The following is a 16914-nucleotide window of genomic DNA, read 5'->3' on the forward strand; positions in this document are numbered from 1 at the left end:
CATGAAATTTAGGCTCCTGCATAGAAAAACCGTCCATACCTGGTGAGCTTCCCGGAACTGGACGGTTACGCGTGAAATGGATGTCTTCGTTTCCTTTTTCGGCATTAGGCTCTAATGGGCTTGATTGTTTTTTTGCGGCGGCCGTCGGGCTCCGAAGGCGTTGGTGCCTTTTTCAGCTGTTTGCGCAACGCCAGCCAGCTTAGGATCGGCGTCGCCCCCAAACCGAACATCAACCACGTAATCGTGCTCATACGCGGATATAGTGAATAAATAACGATAAACAGCAGCGTTCCGGCCAGGCGCCCCACCGTGATGCTCAGCTCCCGCAGGACGACGAGCTCAACGCGCCGCTCCACGCTTTCCGGGCTATTTCCGATCAAATCGAATACCGAAGAAACGACGGGGATGAGGTACAGGGGCAAAAACAAGGAGGTGCCGATGCCCATAAACATCAACGCGCCATAGTTCACCTTCCACAGCAACGGACCGATGACGAGCGTAATCAATACAGCGCCAATCAGCATCCCGTAATAGCGGAATTTCAGCTTCAGCCATTTGCCGACCGCCCAATAGCTGACGAGCGATACCAGCGAAGTAACCAACGAAAACTGCCCGATTCGCCATTCGGCCGACGTGCTGATAAAGACGAGCAAATTGGTAATGAAAGTGAATACCCCTTCGCGCAAACCATGGGCCGCCGACGCAGGAGCGGCTTGACGCCATGGGCTGCCGTGCTGCCATTTACGCGCCGGAGCGAGCCAATCGTAAGGACCTCCCCGTTTTCTTTTTTTAAGCCAAAAGCTAAGCAATATGCCAATGCCGTATACAACAAGGGAAATTGTAAAAATAAGCCGGTACCCCGCTACCCCGTGCTTGACCGTAATCAGCCAGCCGGAGATCCAGGGTCCAAAAATGCCGATAACCGATCCCAGGACGCCTACCCAACCGTTAAACAAATCCCGTGTCTTCACATCGGTCACTTCGAAATATACGACGTTGAAGGCCAGCCAGAACAAGCCTGATCCGGTACCGTACAGCAAACCTAACGGCCAGATGTAATCGACCGCGTGTTTCCCCGCCCAGAGCACCAGCAAATAAAACAAGCCGGATACGACGATGCCAAGCCGCAGAAAAATCATTTTGTCGCGCTCCTTGACCCATTTGCCGGCAATCCAAAACGTAAGGCCAAGCGCCAGTTGCTGGGAAAACGTAAACCATCCGATTAGGGGGAGATCCTGCTTCATCTTCCAAATGTACACATTGAGAAATGTCCCCGATAAGGCTCCGGCCAGCACAAACAGTCCGTTGACCGCCAGAAGCAGCATGGATTGGCTGTTCAGGTGTTTGCGGTGTTTACTCATTAATTCGTTCCTCCAGCCATCAAAAAAGTTACTCTTGTAAAGGTTGTTCAAAAAGTCCGGTGCTGAAACCGGCCTTTTTTGAACCGTACTTTGTAAGATGCCCAAAACTGGGGGAAGCATGAGACTTTTTTGATGGATGACCCGAGGCAATGTACCATTCGGATTATGCTTAGCTCCGAAAGTATGCTAAAACTAGGAACGTGCTGATCCAAGCGATGCCGCCACCCGCAAGCGAAATGCAAAAGGGCATGCGATTTCTGTCGAAATTACTCGAAATGGGTGGTTCAAATGCAAATGTGCACTTCATTTCCGGTCATAAACCACTTTTTATCGAATAGACCCAAAACAGATGCACTTTGCATTTCAGCCGCCTTAAATCAGCACTATCTCGAAAATCAAATGCACTTTTGCAATTGGTTCAGCCAAGCTGGAATTCAAATCCGCATAAGTTGAAAAAAAGGCGAAAAAGACGCCTAAGCGGCGTCTTTTCATGGCGAATCCTTTATTCGTTAGATGCATCTTCTTCCCCGCTCACCGTGCGGATGAAGGAAATCCGCTCATCCTCGGATAAGAAGCGGCTGATATGGAAGCAGGCGGAGCAGATGTACACGTTCAGCTTGACCGGCACCTGCAGCAAAGGCCGTTTCAGGCCGGCCGGAATCGGAGCGTCCAGACTGCCTGGCGCAAGCTCCTGCTGGCCGGCATAAATCATGTACTCCCGGCAGTGCGGGCATTCCGGAACCTCTTCTTGATGGTCGAGCAGCTTTTCCACGCCGGTCTCGTACGCCAGCAAATCCCCGCCGGAGGCCGTAAAGGCTTCCAGCCGGCGCACTGCGCCGAGATGCCCGCCCTGTTCGTCGTCCCAGTAGTCATCTTCATCCTCGTGATCATGGCCGTGATAATGATCGTGGTCATGGCCGTGATCGTGTTCATCATGGTCATGATCATGATCGTGATGATGCCCATGCTTACTATCGCCAAAAGGATGGTCCTCGTATTCGTCCTCAAGCTCCTCTTCACCGCCGAGGGCAATGCTGAGCGTCCGGTAGCCTTTTAGTTCATTATGGCAATAGGGGCATTCTTCCTCCGGTCCCAGTTCTTCGTCCCATACGATTTCGGTTTGACACCATGGGCAAATCGTTGTTTCCATCGATGTTCGTCCTTTCCATGTGGATTAAGCGTTCCATAAATAAATAATACCGGCTGCCAAAAACAGGATCGACGCAACAAACAAGATCCGGACCAGATTTTTCATTTCCGTCTACTCCCCCTAAACTAACCTAAACAAGCTCCGATCAAGAAGGACACCGAAACGGACACCACCAAGGAAATAAAACCGACGCTCGTATTGCCCTCGGCGATTTCCCGGTCGAGCCGGAACACCGGCGTCCAAAACTGGAATAACAGGTAGGCGGCAAAAAGCAGCAGCGAGCCGACCGATGACCAAATCATAAAGTCGTAAATGGACGGCTGCTTGGCCGCAAACCGGATCACGTTGCACAGCCCGAAAATTTTTCCGCCGGTCGCCAGCGAAGCAGCCATATTCCCACGCTTGATTTCCTGCCAGCAGCGGTATTTGGTCAACGATTCAAAGCAGGAAAGAAAAACGATCAACTCCACAACCGCCACGGAAAAATAACCGAGCATAAGCCCCAGCGGCTGCTCCAGCAGCGGATCGATGTTCTCCTTCACGTCCTCCCTCTCCTCTTACGTTATTTCAACTCCGCAACCGTTACTCCCGTACCGCCTTCGCCGTAATTGCCGAGCCGGTAGCTTTTGATATGCTTATGTTTTCGCAAATAGTCGGAGATTCCCGTACGCAATACCCCGGTGCCTTTGCCATGGATGATGTAAATTTGGCCCAAATTGGCCAGGTACGCTTCATCGATAAACCGGTCGACTTCAATGAGCGCTTCTTCCAGGTTAGCTCCGCGCAAATCGAGCTCGCTGCGGACCTGATCGTCGCGTGACCGCTTGACGTTCGTCACCGTGCGCTGCGCCGGTTTGCTGGCCGGAGCCGAAGCGATCAGCTCCATGTCGTCCAGGCTCACCTTCATCTTCATAATACCGAGCTGGACCACGGCTTCCTTGCTGCCGGCAAGCTCCACAACGTGGCCCTTTTGATTCAGGCTGTAAACCATCACTTCATCGCCGGGTTCGATTTGCCGAGGAGGTTTGGCCGCCTTGCGTTCGGCCGCGGTTTTCTTCCGCCGCGGCGGTTCGGCCTCATCCAGCTGTTTGCGGGCCGCGATCAGCTTATGCTCCTTGACGGCGGCTCCTTCCTCCAGCGCCAATTTGCGCAGATCGGCGATGATCCGTTCGGCTTCTTCGCGCGCTTTGGCAATGATCGCCGATGCATCGGCCTCCGCCTTCTCGAGATGTTTGTCCTTTTGCCGCTCCAGCTTTTCCAGCTCCGCCGCATGACGGCTGCGCAAAGCCTCCAGCTCGCGCCGCAGCTTCTCTGCGTTCTCCCGCTCCTGCTCGGCGCCAAGCCGGTTTTCCTCCAGGGAAGCGATCATGTTTTCGACCCGCAGGTCTTCTTCCTTCACTTCGCCGCGGGCATAATCCAGGATCCTCTCCGGTAGCCCCAGCCGCTCGGCAATGGCAAACGCGTTGCTTCGTCCGGGCACGCCGACCAGCAAACGGTAAGTCGGGCTTAACGTATTGACGTCGAATTCCATGCTGGCGTTGATGACGCCCTTGCGCTCATACGCGTAAGCTTTCAGCTCGCTGTAATGCGTCGTCGCCACCATGCGGCAGCCCAAACTGTGAATATGCTCCAAAATCGCTACGGCCAACGCCGATCCTTCCGCCGGATCGGTGCCTGCCCCAAGCTCGTCAAGCAGCACCAGGCTTTTCGGCGTCATTTGCGACAGAATAGAAATGATGTTCGTCATATGGCTGGAGAACGTACTCAAGCTTTGCTCGATGCTCTGCTCGTCCCCGATATCGGCATATATGGCGTCGAAGACACAAAGCTGGCTGCCTTCCTCGGCCGGGACGAACAAGCCGGACATCGCCATCAGGCTGAGCAAGCCGATCGTCTTCAAAGTGACGGTTTTCCCGCCGGTATTAGGCCCGGTCACAATGATGGTCGTATATTGGTTGCCGAGCTCCACATCGATCGGTACGACTTTGTCGGCAGGAATGAGCGGATGACGCCCTTTCTTGAGCTTCAGGAAACCGCGGTCGTTCATTCGCGCCAAAGTTCCTTTCATCTCCCGCGCCAACCGGGCTTTGGCAAAAATAAAATCGAGCTGCCCCAACACATCGGAGTCATACAGCAGCAACTCGGCCTGCTCTCCGGCCGCGGCTGTCAGCTTCTGCAGGATCACTTCAATTTCCCGCTCTTCCTTCAGCCGGGTTTCCCGCAGCTTATTGTTCATGGCCACAATCGATTCGGGCTCGATAAACAGCGTAGCGCCCGACCCCGATTGGTCGTGCACGATACCGCCGAAATGGGCCCGGTACTCGGCCTTCACCGGAATGACGAACCGGTCGCCGCGGATCGTAATGAGCTGATCCTGCAGCATTTTGGCCACGGAAGAGGAGCGGATCATCGCTTCCAGCTTCTCCCGGATGCGAACCTCGCCTCCGCGCAGCTCGCGGCGGATTTGCGCCAATTCCGGGCTGGCGGAATCCAGCACCTCGCCGCTTTCATCGATGCAGCGTTTGATCGCGTCCTCCAGCGGCTTCTGGTCGCTTAAGCCATCGCTCAGCGTAAACAGCAGGTCTACCTCATGCTCCTCATGCACTGCCGCAATGTATTTTTTGACCCTGCGGGAACCCTCCAGCGTCGTCGCCATCCCAAACAGCTCGTGCGGATTCAGCGTTCCGCCGATGCGAGCCCGCTTGACCGCCGGCGTGATGTCGACGATGCCGCCAAAACCGGGTGCCCCCTTAAGCCGGTCCACATTAAACGCTTCATCTGTCGCCTGCAGCAGCCGTTTAACGTCCTCCAGGTCGCTGACGGGCGCAAGCGACTCCGCAGCTTGTTTCCCCATCGGCGTTTGCGCAAAATGGATCAGCTGATCTATGATTTTTCGGTATTCCATCGTTTTTAAAATTTTTTCGTCCAAGAACGTTCACAACTCCCCTCGGGCTATGATCCCATTATAACCGAAACCGCTCATTTTTCGCTATTTTGCAAAGGAGTGCACATAAGATAGCGTCTTGCGGAACATGATAATTACGTATAGCCAAACGTACTTACATTTAAAAGGAGGCTATGTACCAATGCAATTTCTGGGACACGTCGTGCGATTCATCGTCTCCGCCATTGTTTTGCTCGTGGTGGGATGGCTTGTACCGCAATTCAGCATCGGCGGATTCGGCAGCGCTTTGCTGCTGGCTCTCGTAATCGCACTTCTCGGGTGGGCCATTGAAGGCATTTTCGGGAAGCGGGTTACCCCGTTTGGCCGCGGAATCGTCGGTTTTCTAACGAGTGCGCTTGTGATCTGGCTTGCCCAGTTCATTATTTCCGGCGTTTCCGTCTCCATTATCGGAGCGCTGCTGGCTGCCCTCGTGATCGGGATTATCGACCTGTTCATCCCGGTGGCTACGCCGTTTGAAGCAGGCAGAGACAAAGACAGAGCAACTCGTTGATGTCTCTCCCCGCTCATGGCGGAGCAGGAATGCGGTCGTCCTTATGCAGCATTACAGCTGCCTGGGGCGGCCGCTTTTCATTTGTTCAATAATTATTCAAACCTGTCCCCGGCGTACTCCCGCAAAATACGATATGATATTCTTAAAATTGTCACAAAATATTTGAATTGCGGGGGATAATCATGAAGAAAAGTATTGCTTTATTTGCTTGCGCCATTATGCTTTTGGTTTTATCCGCCTGTGGCAGCGGGAGTTCCGCCGGAAACGGCAGTGCGGCCGAAAGCAATATTCAGCCCGAAGCTGAACTCGTGATCGAAGCGTCCAATTACCAGTTTGACCAAGCCGAATACCATCTTAAAAAAGACGTCCCCATCAAAATCGTGTTCAAAAACGTCTCAGGCAATCACGGCGTACTCGTACCGGGTTTGAAGCTGCAGCTTGACCGCAAAAACGACTCCGCCGTCATCATCCCGAAGGAAGCCGGAGAATTTGAAATGTCCTGCTCCGTCATGTGCGGCTCCGGACACAGCACGATGATTTCCAAAATCATCGTCGAATAACCGAAAAACAACAAGAGCCTGCGGCCGTACGCCGGGGCTCTTGCTGTTTAAGGTACGTTTAAACCGTCAGGACTGGTCCTGCTCGATCAGCTCGATCCATTCGTTAAATTCCGTCTGCAGCTTCGCGTAATCCTCCTGCAGCCGGCGGTGCTCCTCTTCCCGCTGCTCAAACGTCTCGCGCTCGGCTTCGCGTTCTACCTTAAGCAGGCGGTATTCATGCGAAATAATTTCGTAGTGCTCGGAAATTTGTCGGAACTCTTCGGCCAGCCGCTGCTTTTCTTCCTCGAGCTGCTGCTTTTCTTCCTCCAACTGCTGGTAATCGTTCGACAATTGGACTACGCGTTCGCTGCCGGCCGCGCTTTCCTGCTGCCACTCGTCCAACTGGCGCAGCAGCTCGGCTTCCTTCCCCTGCCACGCCTCAAGCTCGCGCTCGGTGGAAACCCACCGCTCCTTAAGCTCCTCTACCCGCTTTTCCGCAGCTTGCCGGAGCTGGTCCATTCGCTCTTCCCGTTCGGCATGTTCCTGCAGCTCCACGTTCATATCCTGCAGCCGGTCATGCAGCCGGCTGAGCTCCGCTGCCATCTGCTGTTTCTCTTCCTCGGCCATACTTGCCATATGGAGCGCCGTCTCCCGTTCGCGGGAGGCCTCCTCAAGCCGCTGGCGAAGCGAATCCAGTTCGTCCGTTAACACGCGCGCGTTGTCCTCTTCCGACTGCAGCCGCTCGCGGACATTCGCCAGATCCGCAGCGGCAGAACGGGCCTGTTCCTCCAACTGCTCGCTGCGGCCTTCCGCCTCCAGCAAGCTGATTTCCAGGCGGCTAAGCTCTTCGTTTCGTTTTTCGGCCAGCTTCTGCCACGATTTTTCGTTCTGCGCCGCGGCGGCGATATCCGCACGCAGCTTGTCCTGCTGCGCGCCTGCCTCCTGCAGCTGCTGCTGGAGCTTCTGGGCTTTCGCTTCGGACGTCTGGAGCAGCTCCTTAAGTCGCTTAACCTGCTCCTCCAGCTTGGCGCCGTTCTGCGCGGCCTGCTGCTCGGCCGTTTTGGCGTTCTGCGTGGCCTGCTGTTCGGCCGCTTTGGCAGACTGCTCCCGCTGCAGCGCTTCGCTTAGCTGCTTCTGCAGCTTCTCGCGCTCCTCCTTCTCCCTTACCGTCGACTGTTCGGTCTGGCGTAATTTGGCCTGCAGCTGCGAGTTGCTGCCCCGCTGCTCGTTTAGCTGCCGCTCCAGCTCCTGAATGCGGCTCTTCTGCTTGCGCGTTTCGCCGTCCTGCGCTTGCAGCGCCGCCTCCAGCTTCTCCGCCTGGTCGGCCAGCTGCTTCTTCTCCTCTTTCAGCCTGTGATGTTCCTCCTGAAGCGCTTTGTACATATCTTCCTGCTTGGCATGGAGTCCCTGCAGCGCGGAGTTCTCCTGCGCGATCATGGCTTTCTCCTGCTTGGCATTTTGCAGTTCGCTTTGCAGTTGATCCGTTTTGACCGCCTCTTCGGCCATGCGAACCGCCGCGAGCACCGCCAAACGCGATATATCGAGATGCGGATAAGCCTGGGCAATGCTGTGCATCAGCCCGTCTACGCGGCGGGCCACCTGCTTCATATAATCGGTACTGCTGCCTACGATTTTATAAGAAGTGCCGTATATTTCCACACTTACGCTAATTCGGCCTTGGTTACTCAAAGCTATGTGCCTCCTTCGGTCCTGGGCTTAGATCTAAGATGTCTTTAATAAATTAAACGAAAGTCACATCGAATCGGTTATCTTACAATTGATTCGATGTGACTTTGCCCAATTCCTGCTATTTTCTAAGTTCGGCGGCAAAAGTTTGCGTCAGTCCGGCCACGACCCGATCATGGACCGCCGTCACCTCTTCATCCGTCAGTGTCCGTTCCTTGTGACGATACACCAGGGACAACGCCACACTCTTTTTACCTTCGCCCAGTTTGGAACCGGTAAATACGTCAAACACCTGCACGTCTTCCAGCAGCTCGCCCGCCGTTTGCCGGATTTCGGCGATCAGCGCGCCGGCTTCGACATCGTCCGCAACGACAACGGCGATATCCCTTTGCATCGCCGGAAAACGGGGCAGTTCGCGGTATACGGCCGGTTCTCCGGCATATTCGTAAATCGGCTTCAGCAGCAGTTCGGCCACATACGTATCGTCCAGATCCAGTTCCCGCTGAAGCTCCGGATGAATTTGCCCCAGCGAGCCGATCCAGCGTTTTCCGCCCTCCGTCTGCAAATACATGGAGGCCGAACGCCCCGGATGAAAGCCTTGCGGTTGATCCGCCGCATAGGTCACGCGGCCGCCCAGCCCAAGATAATCGAACAGGCTTTCCAGCGCACCTTTCAGATCGAAGAAATCGACCTTCGCGGCCGGTGCGTTCCAACGCTTCGTCTCGCGCTCGCCGGTCAGCAGCAGGCCAAGCGCAGGCACTTCATCCGGCTGCTTCGTCAGCTTCGCTTCCTCCGTCACGAACACGCCGCCGATTTCGAACAGCGCCAGATTTTCCTGCTTGCGGTTGCGGTTATATACGGCAATATCGATCATGCCCGGCAGCAGGCTGCTCCGCAAAGTACTGCGGTCCTCGCTCATCGGCATCGCCAGTTTAACTTCATGGCCGCCCTCGCCAAGCTGCGGGAACTTCCGGGCCGCCCCCTCCCGAATGAAGGAGTAGCCGAGCACTTCCTGCCAGCCGCCATGGACCAACAGGCCGCGGATGGCCCGCCGCAGCGCCTGCGGCTTCGTGTAACCCCCGGCCGTGGTCGGCCCTTCGATCAGCGTGGTCGGGATGTTGTCGTAGCCGTAAAGGCGTGCGACCTCTTCGATCAAATCGACATCCCGGGTGATGTCTCCCCGCCGGGTCGGAATCCGCACATCCAACGCATCCTCGGGAAGATCGGCGCTGGCGAAGCCAAGCCGAGTCAGAATCGTTTTCGTCTCCAGCGTGGAGATGTCCGTTCCCAGGTAATCGTTCAGCTTGCGAAGGGACAAAGTAACCACCTGGTCCTGCGGCTCACGGTTCACGACCTCTACGATGCCCTTGCAGACATTGCCCCCGGCATATTTGGCCATCAGCTCGGCGGCGCGGTTCAGCGCGGGAATGACGGAGGACGGATCAACCTCTTTCTCGAAGCGCTGTGAAGCTTCCGAGCGCAGCCCCAGCGTGCGGGACGTTTTCCGCACAGATCCGCCGTCGAATTTCGCCGACTCGAGCACGATGTTGACCGTCTGGTCCGTCACCTCCGAGTCGAGGCCTCCCATCACGCCAGCCAGGCCTACCGGCTTATCGTGGCCGTCCACAATAAGCAGCGCCCCGGGCTCCAGCTCGCGTTCCTGGCCGTCCAAGGTCACCAGCTTTTCGCCCGCGCGCGACTGGCGGACGCCGATTTGCCCGCCGGCGATTTTGTCGGCGTCAAACGCGTGCAGCGGTTGTCCGTACTCCAGCATGACATAGTTGGTAATGTCCACGACATTGCTGATCGGACGGATCCCGGCGGCCATCAGCCGGTTTTGCATCCACAGCGGCGACGGGCCGATCTTGACCTCGGAAATGCAGCGGACAGCATAGCGGCTGCACAGCTCGGTTGCCTCTACTTTGACCGCGATCCGCTCATTGGCGGGCTGAGCGAATTCAATCAGCTCTTTCTCCGGCTGCGGCAGCTTCACCTCGCGGCCCAGGATCGCGCCAACTTCATAGGCGGCCCCCAGCATGCTGAGGCAGTCGGAGCGGTTCGGCGTCAAATCGAAATCGAGCACCTGATCGTCCAGGCCCAGCAGCCCCGCGATCGGCGTTCCGATCTTGGCGTCCTCCGGCAGCACCAGGATGCCCTCCTGCTGCTCCTTCGGCAGCAGCTTGTCGTTCATGCCCAGCTCTTTGGCGGAGCAGATCATCCCCTGTGAAGGGACGCCGCGCAGCTTCGCCTTTTTGATCTCCAGCCCGCCCGGCAGCTTGGCGCCGACGAGCGCAACCGGGACTTTCTGGCCGGCGGCGACGTTTTTCGCGCCGCAGACGATCTGCAGTTCCTCATCCTGCCCGGCGTCGACGATGCAGACGTTCAGCTTGTCGGCATCCGGATGCTTTTCTTTGCTTTTAACGTAACCGACGACCACGTTCGATACGCCTTTGTTGCGGTTTTCAACGGAATCGATTTCGATCCCCGAGCGCGTAATCCGCTCCGCAAGCTCTTTGATATTAACTCCGTCCAGCGATATATAATCGGACAACCATTCGGTTGATACTTTCATCGTAATCCCTTCCCTCTTCCAAAATTAAACTCTGGCGAACTGCTGCAGGAAACGCTGATCGTTGTTGTAGAAATAACGGATGTCGTCCACCCCGTATTTTAGCATCGCGATCCGTTCCACGCCCATCCCGAACGCAAACCCGCTGTACTCCTCGGGATCGTACCCGCTCATCTCCAGCACGCGCGGGTGAACCATGCCGCTGCCGAGAATTTCCAGCCATCCGGTGTGCTTGCACACCCGGCAGCCGCTGCCGCCGCATTTCATGCAAGTCACGTCCACCTCGACGCTGGGCTCCGTGAACGGGAAGAAGCTCGGGCGCAAGCGGATTTGCGTGTTCGGACCGAACATTTTGCGCGTGAATTCCAGCAGCGTCCCCTTGAGATCGCTCATCCGGATGTTTTTGCCGACGACCAGGCCTTCAATCTGATGGAATTGAAACGAGTGGGTCGCATCATCGTCATCGCGCCGGAACACCCGGCCCGGGCAAATGATTTTGACCGGCACTTCGCCTTTCATCGCTTCCATTGTGCGCGCCTGCACCGGCGACGTTTGCGTCCGCATCAGCAAATCGTCGGTAAGGTAAAAGGAATCCTGCATGTCGCGGGCGGGATGGTTTTTCGGCAAATTGAGCGCTTCGAAGTTGTAATAGTCGGTTTCCACTTCCGGCCCTTCCGCGATAGAATAGCCCATGCCGATAAAAATATCCTCAATCTGCTGAATGACCTGGTTCAGCGGATGAACCGCTCCCTGCTTCAGCGGGCGGCCTGGCAGCGTCACGTCGACCTTCTCGGCGGCCAGCCGCTGCTCCGTCTCAAGACGCTCGAAATACGCCTGCTTCTCTTCGATCAGCGCCTCGATCGCCGACCGCACCTCGTTGCCGATCTGCCCGATGACCGGGCGCTCCTCCGCGCTTAACGATCCCATGCCGCGCAGGATTTCCGTCAGTGCTCCTTTTTTGCCCAAATATTTGACCCGCAGTTCGCCCAACTGCCCGGCATCCGCCACTTTGCTAAGCTGCTCCAACGCTTCGTGTTTGAGTGCTTCCAAACGTTCTTTCATGAATTTTTCCTCCTCAGACAAAATAAAAAAGGCCTTTTCTCCCGAAAGGGACGAAAAGACCGTGGTACCACCCTTGTTAGAGCCCATTATGTCCGGCGTTTCCCGGGCCTCGGCATAATTAGCGCCAACCTTGCGCAAACTTTGGCCAAGCGGTGTCCGGTGCTTCCTGCAGCTCTCACTTTAACGATATAACGGATCGTAACCGGTATCCTCTACTGCGCCGGCCCTCGCCCATTGAATCGGCGGGAAGCAGCGGGGTTCAAGGAACTGCTCCGGAGCGAACTTCGGCAGCCTGTTTCCGTGGGGACGCTCTCAATCTCCGGCTTCCCCTCCCTGTAAGGAGGCTTCTGCTTACTCTTCTCCATCATCGCATTTCGTTCATGATCGTTCGCGGCTGCGTCCGTAACGGACGCGCTTTCGCTTTCGACTTTAACTGCTATTATATGCAAACTTACCGCCATTGGCAAGCCGCCGTGTAAATATGGTATGTTTATCTCAGCAATCTATACCACACAAGGAGTACAACTGCATGAACGGCAACGAACGCAAAAACATCTCCCCCGGCCTTACCGTCGACATCGTGCTGAAAAAAGACCAGCCCACCGGCCGCCTGACCCGCGGCGTGGTGAAAGATATCCTGACGAATTCGCCCACCCATCCTCACGGCATCAAGGTGCGGCTTCAGGACGGCCAAGTGGGCCGGGTGAAGGTCATCCATCCGGCCAAAGCAGACTAACCGTGCCGCGAGGCTCTATCCGTACGGTCAGCCGGTCATTTCCGAGCGACTGGATGGCGCAGGACGGTTTTCATTTTTTCCGGCGCGGTTTTGCGGAGGTCCGACAAATAGATTTCATGATGGCTCCGCTTGGGCCCCAGGTCTTCGCTCAGGCCATGTTCGGCCATATATGCGCGCATTTTACCGACGGAGTCCGGCTCTGAACTGAATGGACCAACATGCAGCATTTGCACGCACAGCCCTTCCTCGTAAATGTTCAACCCCGCTCGGCTGAAATCCAAGTCCGGCTTCTTCTTTGCCGCTTGCTCGGCGGCGCGTCCAAAAACCGTTTCAGTCACGAAATCGGGCTGGCGGATCATCACGGTCCATGTCCATTGGTTCCGGTCCGCATCGTAACCTCCCTTGCGGGAGTCCCACAAGCCTTCAAGCGGAGGCACCACATATTCGAAATAACCTTCCGGGGGAGCCGCGCTTAACTTGCTCATTTTAATGCTGTAAGTTAAAGTGTACAGAATCTCCAGAGCCTCTTTGAACAGCGTTCCCTCGGGCGCTCCCTCACCGCGCACCATAATGAAGCGGATCGGCGGAACCTCTATCAGCATCGGCTCCGGTTTCGGCAAATACAGCTCCTTGTATTTCTTTTTATAATCGAGTTTTTCCGCCATCGTCCATCCCGCTCCTTATTCCCGCTAGTCCCGCTTCCAGCGCTTCAGCGTCGGAAACCACGCCTGCATCCGCGCTCTGGCCTGTTCCCGGTCCGCAAAAAATTCCGCCCCCGATTCGCCGCCATATTTCAGGCACAGCTCGATCATCTCTTCCATGGACAAATCGCTCGTAAACGCCCCGTCCCGGTAGCAGTAACCGCAATACTCATAGTTTGCCGCTCCGCCTTGTTCCGTGCCGAGCTCCTCGTTGTTGGTCAGCGGCATGCCGCAGCTTTGGCAGAACAGCTGGCCCTTGGCGACCGGAAAATACAGCTCCACATGCGCCGGATTCCCCGGTTCCGGATAATGTTCATGCACGGCTCCGGTTAACTGCAGTCCATGCTTGGGCAAATATTGTTCAATCGTTTGCTGAAACAGCTCGCCATAAGCCGTTCCGCTGCAGTCTCCCACCAGATAGGTGTGCGCGGGAACCGTCCATTTCGTCCATCCTTCCGGAACCTTCGCGTCTGGTCTCACTTCGCAGCCGGCCAGATAGAGGCCGTGGTCGTCCCACCGTCCCAAGTAGTTGTCGGGGTGGCCCATCAGGCCCCACATTCCCTTAGGCGCCCCGCTTTCGTTCTTGTGGGCGATGTCCTGAATCTGGGAATACGCTCCGTTCGCCTGCTCCCAAAGGGGAACAATCCACTGGGGTCCCTCGTCCGCTTTTCCCTGGCCAAGCTTTCCTGCCACCGTAAACTCTTCCGCATACTTCAACTTCAATTCCGCCATTTCTTGTACACTCCCTTCTTTGATGGAGCCATTATAACAACCATAATATGACGACAGTATGTCATATTCAGGAGGGTTTTGATATATTTTTGCGATTTTTTCGGCTTTGTCTCTCAGGATATGCCTAATATGGGGCGGGGAGATCACCCGGACGTCTTCGCCAAAAGACAGCAGGTACCCATACACCCAGCCGTTTTCCGGATAACTGACCGTAACCCGAAAGCTGCCGTCCTCGTTTTTATACACAGAGGTCCGGTCAAATTCATCATGGATACGGAAGGCCAAACGCGGCGAGAACCACAGCTCCAGACGAACAAGCGGTGCCGCTTCCCTTGCGGACGACACAAGATCGGGGACATCGCCCTCCCTCCGCTCAAAATGCTCGCCGGTAAACGCGACCGCCTCCATCCGGCTGATTTTGAACGTGCGGGACGTTTGTTTTTGCAGGCAATAGCCTTGTAAATACCAGGACTTGTTTTTGAAATGCAGCTTCAGCGGATCGGCCTGCCTTAGCGTTTGTTCCCCGTTCGAATTGTAATAGGTAAAAGAAATCCGCCGCCGCTCCAGGATCGCCGTCTTCAGCATCCCGAATTTCCGCCGTTCCGTTTCACCGCTTTCCCAATGCGAAAAATCGACGTCGATCCAGTTCACTTCTTCCCGCCGGAACAGGCTGCTCAGCTTAGCCAGCACCTCCCCGGTTTGCTCGGCATTCGTGACCGCAAGGCTTTGCAGCCCAAACAGAATCTCGTTTTGCTCCGTTTCGGATAACAGCGATTTATTCAGCACAAAATCCGGCAGCAAGCCGATCCCCCCGCCCTTGCCTTTGCTGCAAAACACGGGGATACCCGCAGCGCTTAGCGTATCAATATCCCGGTATATCGTGCGCGCCGACACCTCAAAACGTTCGGCAAGCTCGCCCGCTGTCACGGTTTTGCGTTCCATCAACAAATAGACGATCCCAAACAGACGGTTCATTTGCATGCCAACTTCCCCCCTTGCTATAAGCCACTGCGACAACTCCCTGCTATAGTATACCGGCAGCAAGGTGACAACACCATGACCATTAAAAGCGAAAGACGGTAGCCGCTGATGATTATTGGTCGCGGGCATGTGCAATGGGGCGATGGAAATAGAGGTAGCGTGTTGGCTTGCTGCTTGCACTACCTCCCGCGAAAGATTAGAGGTAATTTATGGCGTTATTTCTGATATTCCCCCCTTTTGCACAAAATAGCGGAACTTTTAGTCCCTATTTCTGCACCAAGTTGGGAAAAGTCGCCATTTCGCCCCGAACCTTCCACAATAGAGGTAAAAAGTTCCTCTATATTTGGCTGTATCCCTTTTTTGATGAAAATAGGACCATTTTTTACCGTTATTTCCTTAGCTTCCGCAAGAACGCAGCAAAAAGACCCTTCACTAAGGAAGAGCCTTTGGAAGGGTCTATGAAGGTTCTTATTAATCCGGTCCGTCACTTTACGCTGTATGTTTCACATTCACCGGAGGTTGTGGCGCTCCCAGATGTGTTCCCGCATCCCCTTTTTTGCCGAACAGTTTGCGCAGGTAAGGGAGCACGTAGTAGTCGAGGCCGATTTTGCCGGCGTTGGCGGCGGCGACGATCACCAGCACTTCAAGCAGCAGCATTTGCGCGTTTGTGCTTACCGTTCCGCTGAAGAGGAACGCTGCGTTCATCAACAGGCCCATCAGGGCGGCGAAGGTGGTGAAGGTGCCGAGGATCAGCCCCAGGCCGACCAGGAACTCGCCGTAAGGAACGAGGACGTTGAAGATGCCTACGTTAGGCAGGGCGAAATGTTCCAGGAAGGTGGCCCACCAGCCTTGAACAGCGGGATGATCGCCCGTGCTGTTCGCGATTGCGCCGGTGAGGAAACCCGCGGCGTCGAAGCCGCCGGTAATTTTATGATACCCTGCTTCAATCCATTGGTACCCGAGGTAAACCCGGATGGCGGTCAGCAGCCACATGGCGATTTTATTGGTTCTCAGGAAGTTGTTAAACATTTTTACCACTCCTTAAGTGATTTGTTAGGTTGATTTTGGTTTTTTGAGGATGATCATCTTTGATGTCTTTATTATAAGTGATATTTTTCACAATATATGTGATTTAAATCACATATATTAAAAATTTAATATATTAATTTTAATCTAACCTACCTGTTCATGAATCTCTTCCAAACAGCAACGTCTTCCTTTACGAAAAATTATGTTGCACCGATCCAGCAAAAGTGTTATATTATATTTTGTCTTCGCGTTAGAGGCTGATCCGCGAAGCTTTACGGGACGTAGCTCAGCTTGGTAGAGCACCTGGTTTGGGACCAGGGGGTCGCATGTTCGAATCGTGTCGTCCCGACCATTAATGTTTTGGTATGGGCCCCGCAAAAGTAATCGGAATTCGCTGCGGAGCTTAACGTCACATTTGTGGGTAATGTGCGGGTGTAGTTCAATGGTAGAACTCCAGCCTTCCAAGCTGGTAGCGTGGGTTCGATTCCCATCACCCGCTCCATAATGAATGCAATGAATCCTTACACGGTAAGGATTTTTTTATTTTCCGGGAAAAAGTAAGAAAAACGCCTGACGGCGTCCTTTAATGGCTCTGACTTCTACTTTGGAGCGATTGGAGGGATGGGTTCCCATTCCTTCTTCGGTTCTTTGAGTAACCTTCCCCTTCTTTCATGAACAGCAGCGCCCCAGTACCTCGGCTCTTTCCATCTGTAGTCTGCATCAGTGGACGCTGCTCTAACGGACTCCAGCGACCTTATCCGCCCATTTCCCGGGTATTTCCCAGCCTAACGGACACACGCGACCCTATTTCGCTCTAAACCCGTTCATCCGGGACGATTTAAGGTAAATAAGGTCTTCTCTGTCCGTTACATTTTGCAAACCTCCGTTCTCCCTCAAATAAGGGCTCTGGTGT

13 protein-coding genes and 2 tRNA genes are annotated in these 16914 nt (G+C 55.0%); 5 read left to right on the top strand and 10 right to left on the bottom strand.

Going from position 1 to position 16914, the window contains the following annotated elements:
- Positions 1-104 precede the first annotated feature (104 nt).
- The 4 genes from ACLD72_RS09205 to ACLD72_RS09220 all read right to left on the bottom strand — a co-directional run bounded on the left by ACLD72_RS09205 (position 105) and on the right by ACLD72_RS09220 (position 5440).
- The gene (locus tag ACLD72_RS09205) at positions 105-1361 is read right to left on the bottom strand and encodes an MFS transporter (protein ID WP_411000341.1); all 1257 of its coding nucleotides are present in this window, start codon (positions 1359-1361) and stop codon (positions 105-107) included.
- 502 nt (positions 1362-1863) lie between these two features.
- A complete protein-coding gene (locus tag ACLD72_RS09210; RefSeq protein WP_411000339.1) occupies positions 1864-2511 on the bottom strand; it encodes a hypothetical protein in 648 nt (215 codons plus the stop codon).
- Positions 2512-2636: 125 nt separating this feature from the next.
- Positions 2637-3053, bottom strand: a complete 417-nt coding sequence (locus tag ACLD72_RS09215; RefSeq protein ID WP_411000337.1) for a DUF350 domain-containing protein — start codon at positions 3051-3053, stop codon at positions 2637-2639.
- A gap of 20 nt (positions 3054-3073) precedes the next feature.
- Positions 3074-5440 (bottom strand): endonuclease MutS2, encoded by a 2367-nt coding sequence (locus ACLD72_RS09220; protein ID WP_411000335.1) that lies wholly within the window; start codon positions 5438-5440, stop codon positions 3074-3076.
- Between the two features lie 157 nt (positions 5441-5597).
- On the opposite strand from ACLD72_RS09220, the gene ACLD72_RS09225 reads away from it, so the two are divergent.
- Positions 5598-5966 (top strand): phage holin family protein, encoded by a 369-nt coding sequence (locus tag ACLD72_RS09225; protein ID WP_251596567.1) that lies wholly within the window; start codon positions 5598-5600, stop codon positions 5964-5966.
- A 182-nt stretch (positions 5967-6148) separates the two neighbouring features.
- Positions 6149-6526, top strand: a complete 378-nt coding sequence (locus tag ACLD72_RS09230; protein WP_411000333.1) for a cytochrome C oxidase subunit II — start codon at positions 6149-6151, stop codon at positions 6524-6526.
- A gap of 66 nt (positions 6527-6592) precedes the next feature.
- Here the strand turns inward: ACLD72_RS09230 and ACLD72_RS09235 are convergent, their stop codons facing one another.
- The 3 genes from ACLD72_RS09235 to pheS form a co-directional block, all read right to left on the bottom strand.
- Positions 6593-8194, bottom strand: coding sequence for a hypothetical protein (locus tag ACLD72_RS09235; RefSeq protein WP_411000331.1), 1602 nt, complete (start codon positions 8192-8194; stop codon positions 6593-6595).
- 118 nt (positions 8195-8312) lie between these two features.
- Positions 8313-10763 (bottom strand): phenylalanine--tRNA ligase subunit beta, encoded by a 2451-nt coding sequence (gene pheT / locus ACLD72_RS09240; RefSeq protein ID WP_411000329.1) that lies wholly within the window; start codon positions 10761-10763, stop codon positions 8313-8315.
- 24 nt (positions 10764-10787) lie between these two features.
- Positions 10788-11822 carry a phenylalanine--tRNA ligase subunit alpha gene (pheS, locus tag ACLD72_RS09245; RefSeq protein ID WP_411000327.1) on the bottom strand — a complete coding sequence of 345 codons (1035 nt, stop codon included), beginning with the start codon at positions 11820-11822 and terminating at the stop codon, positions 10788-10790.
- A 529-nt stretch (positions 11823-12351) separates the two neighbouring features.
- Between pheS and ACLD72_RS09250 the strand changes: the two genes are divergently transcribed.
- A complete protein-coding gene (locus tag ACLD72_RS09250; RefSeq protein ID WP_251596577.1) occupies positions 12352-12558 on the top strand; it encodes a YwbE family protein in 207 nt (68 codons plus the stop codon).
- 35 nt (positions 12559-12593) lie between these two features.
- On the opposite strand, the gene ACLD72_RS09255 is transcribed toward ACLD72_RS09250, so the two are convergent.
- From ACLD72_RS09255 to ACLD72_RS09265, 3 genes are all read right to left on the bottom strand, one after another.
- On the bottom strand, positions 12594-13223 hold the full coding sequence (locus ACLD72_RS09255) for a GyrI-like domain-containing protein (RefSeq protein ID WP_411000323.1): 630 nt from the start codon (positions 13221-13223) through the stop codon (positions 12594-12596).
- Between the two features lie 24 nt (positions 13224-13247).
- Entirely contained in the window at positions 13248-14972 is a 1725-nt protein-coding gene (locus ACLD72_RS09260; RefSeq protein ID WP_458475719.1) for a zinc ribbon domain-containing protein, read from the bottom strand.
- Positions 14973-15461: 489 nt separating this feature from the next.
- Positions 15462-16001, bottom strand: coding sequence for a DoxX family protein (locus tag ACLD72_RS09265; RefSeq protein WP_411000319.1), 540 nt, complete (start codon positions 15999-16001; stop codon positions 15462-15464).
- A gap of 275 nt (positions 16002-16276) precedes the next feature.
- Here ACLD72_RS09265 and ACLD72_RS09270 point away from each other — a divergent pair.
- Positions 16277-16353, top strand: a tRNA-Pro gene (locus ACLD72_RS09270).
- A 76-nt stretch (positions 16354-16429) separates the two neighbouring features.
- Positions 16430-16503 (top strand) — tRNA-Gly (locus tag ACLD72_RS09275).
- The last annotated feature ends 411 nt before the right edge of the window (positions 16504-16914 follow it).

The organism is Paenibacillus lacisediminis (assembly GCF_046567315.2).

Coding starts and splice junctions, on each gene's coding strand:
- ACLD72_RS09255 (WP_411000323.1), bottom strand. CDS start 13,223: ATGGCGGAAAAACTCGATTATAAAAAGAAATACAAGGAGCTGTATTTG.
- ACLD72_RS09250 (WP_251596577.1), top strand. CDS start 12,352: ATGAACGGCAACGAACGCAAAAACATCTCCCCCGGCCTTACCGTCGAC.
- pheS (WP_411000327.1), bottom strand. CDS start 11,822: ATGAAAGAACGTTTGGAAGCACTCAAACACGAAGCGTTGGAGCAGCTT.
- ACLD72_RS09260 (WP_458475719.1), bottom strand. CDS start 14,972: ATGCAAATGAACCGTCTGTTTGGGATCGTCTATTTGTTGATGGAACGC.
- ACLD72_RS09225 (WP_251596567.1), top strand. CDS start 5,598: ATGCAATTTCTGGGACACGTCGTGCGATTCATCGTCTCCGCCATTGTT.
- pheT (WP_411000329.1), bottom strand. CDS start 10,763: ATGAAAGTATCAACCGAATGGTTGTCCGATTATATATCGCTGGACGGA.
- ACLD72_RS09205 (WP_411000341.1), bottom strand. CDS start 1,361: ATGAGTAAACACCGCAAACACCTGAACAGCCAATCCATGCTGCTTCTG.
- ACLD72_RS09230 (WP_411000333.1), top strand. CDS start 6,149: ATGAAGAAAAGTATTGCTTTATTTGCTTGCGCCATTATGCTTTTGGTT.
- ACLD72_RS09265 (WP_411000319.1), bottom strand. CDS start 16,001: ATGTTTAACAACTTCCTGAGAACCAATAAAATCGCCATGTGGCTGCTG.
- ACLD72_RS09210 (WP_411000339.1), bottom strand. CDS start 2,511: ATGGAAACAACGATTTGCCCATGGTGTCAAACCGAAATCGTATGGGAC.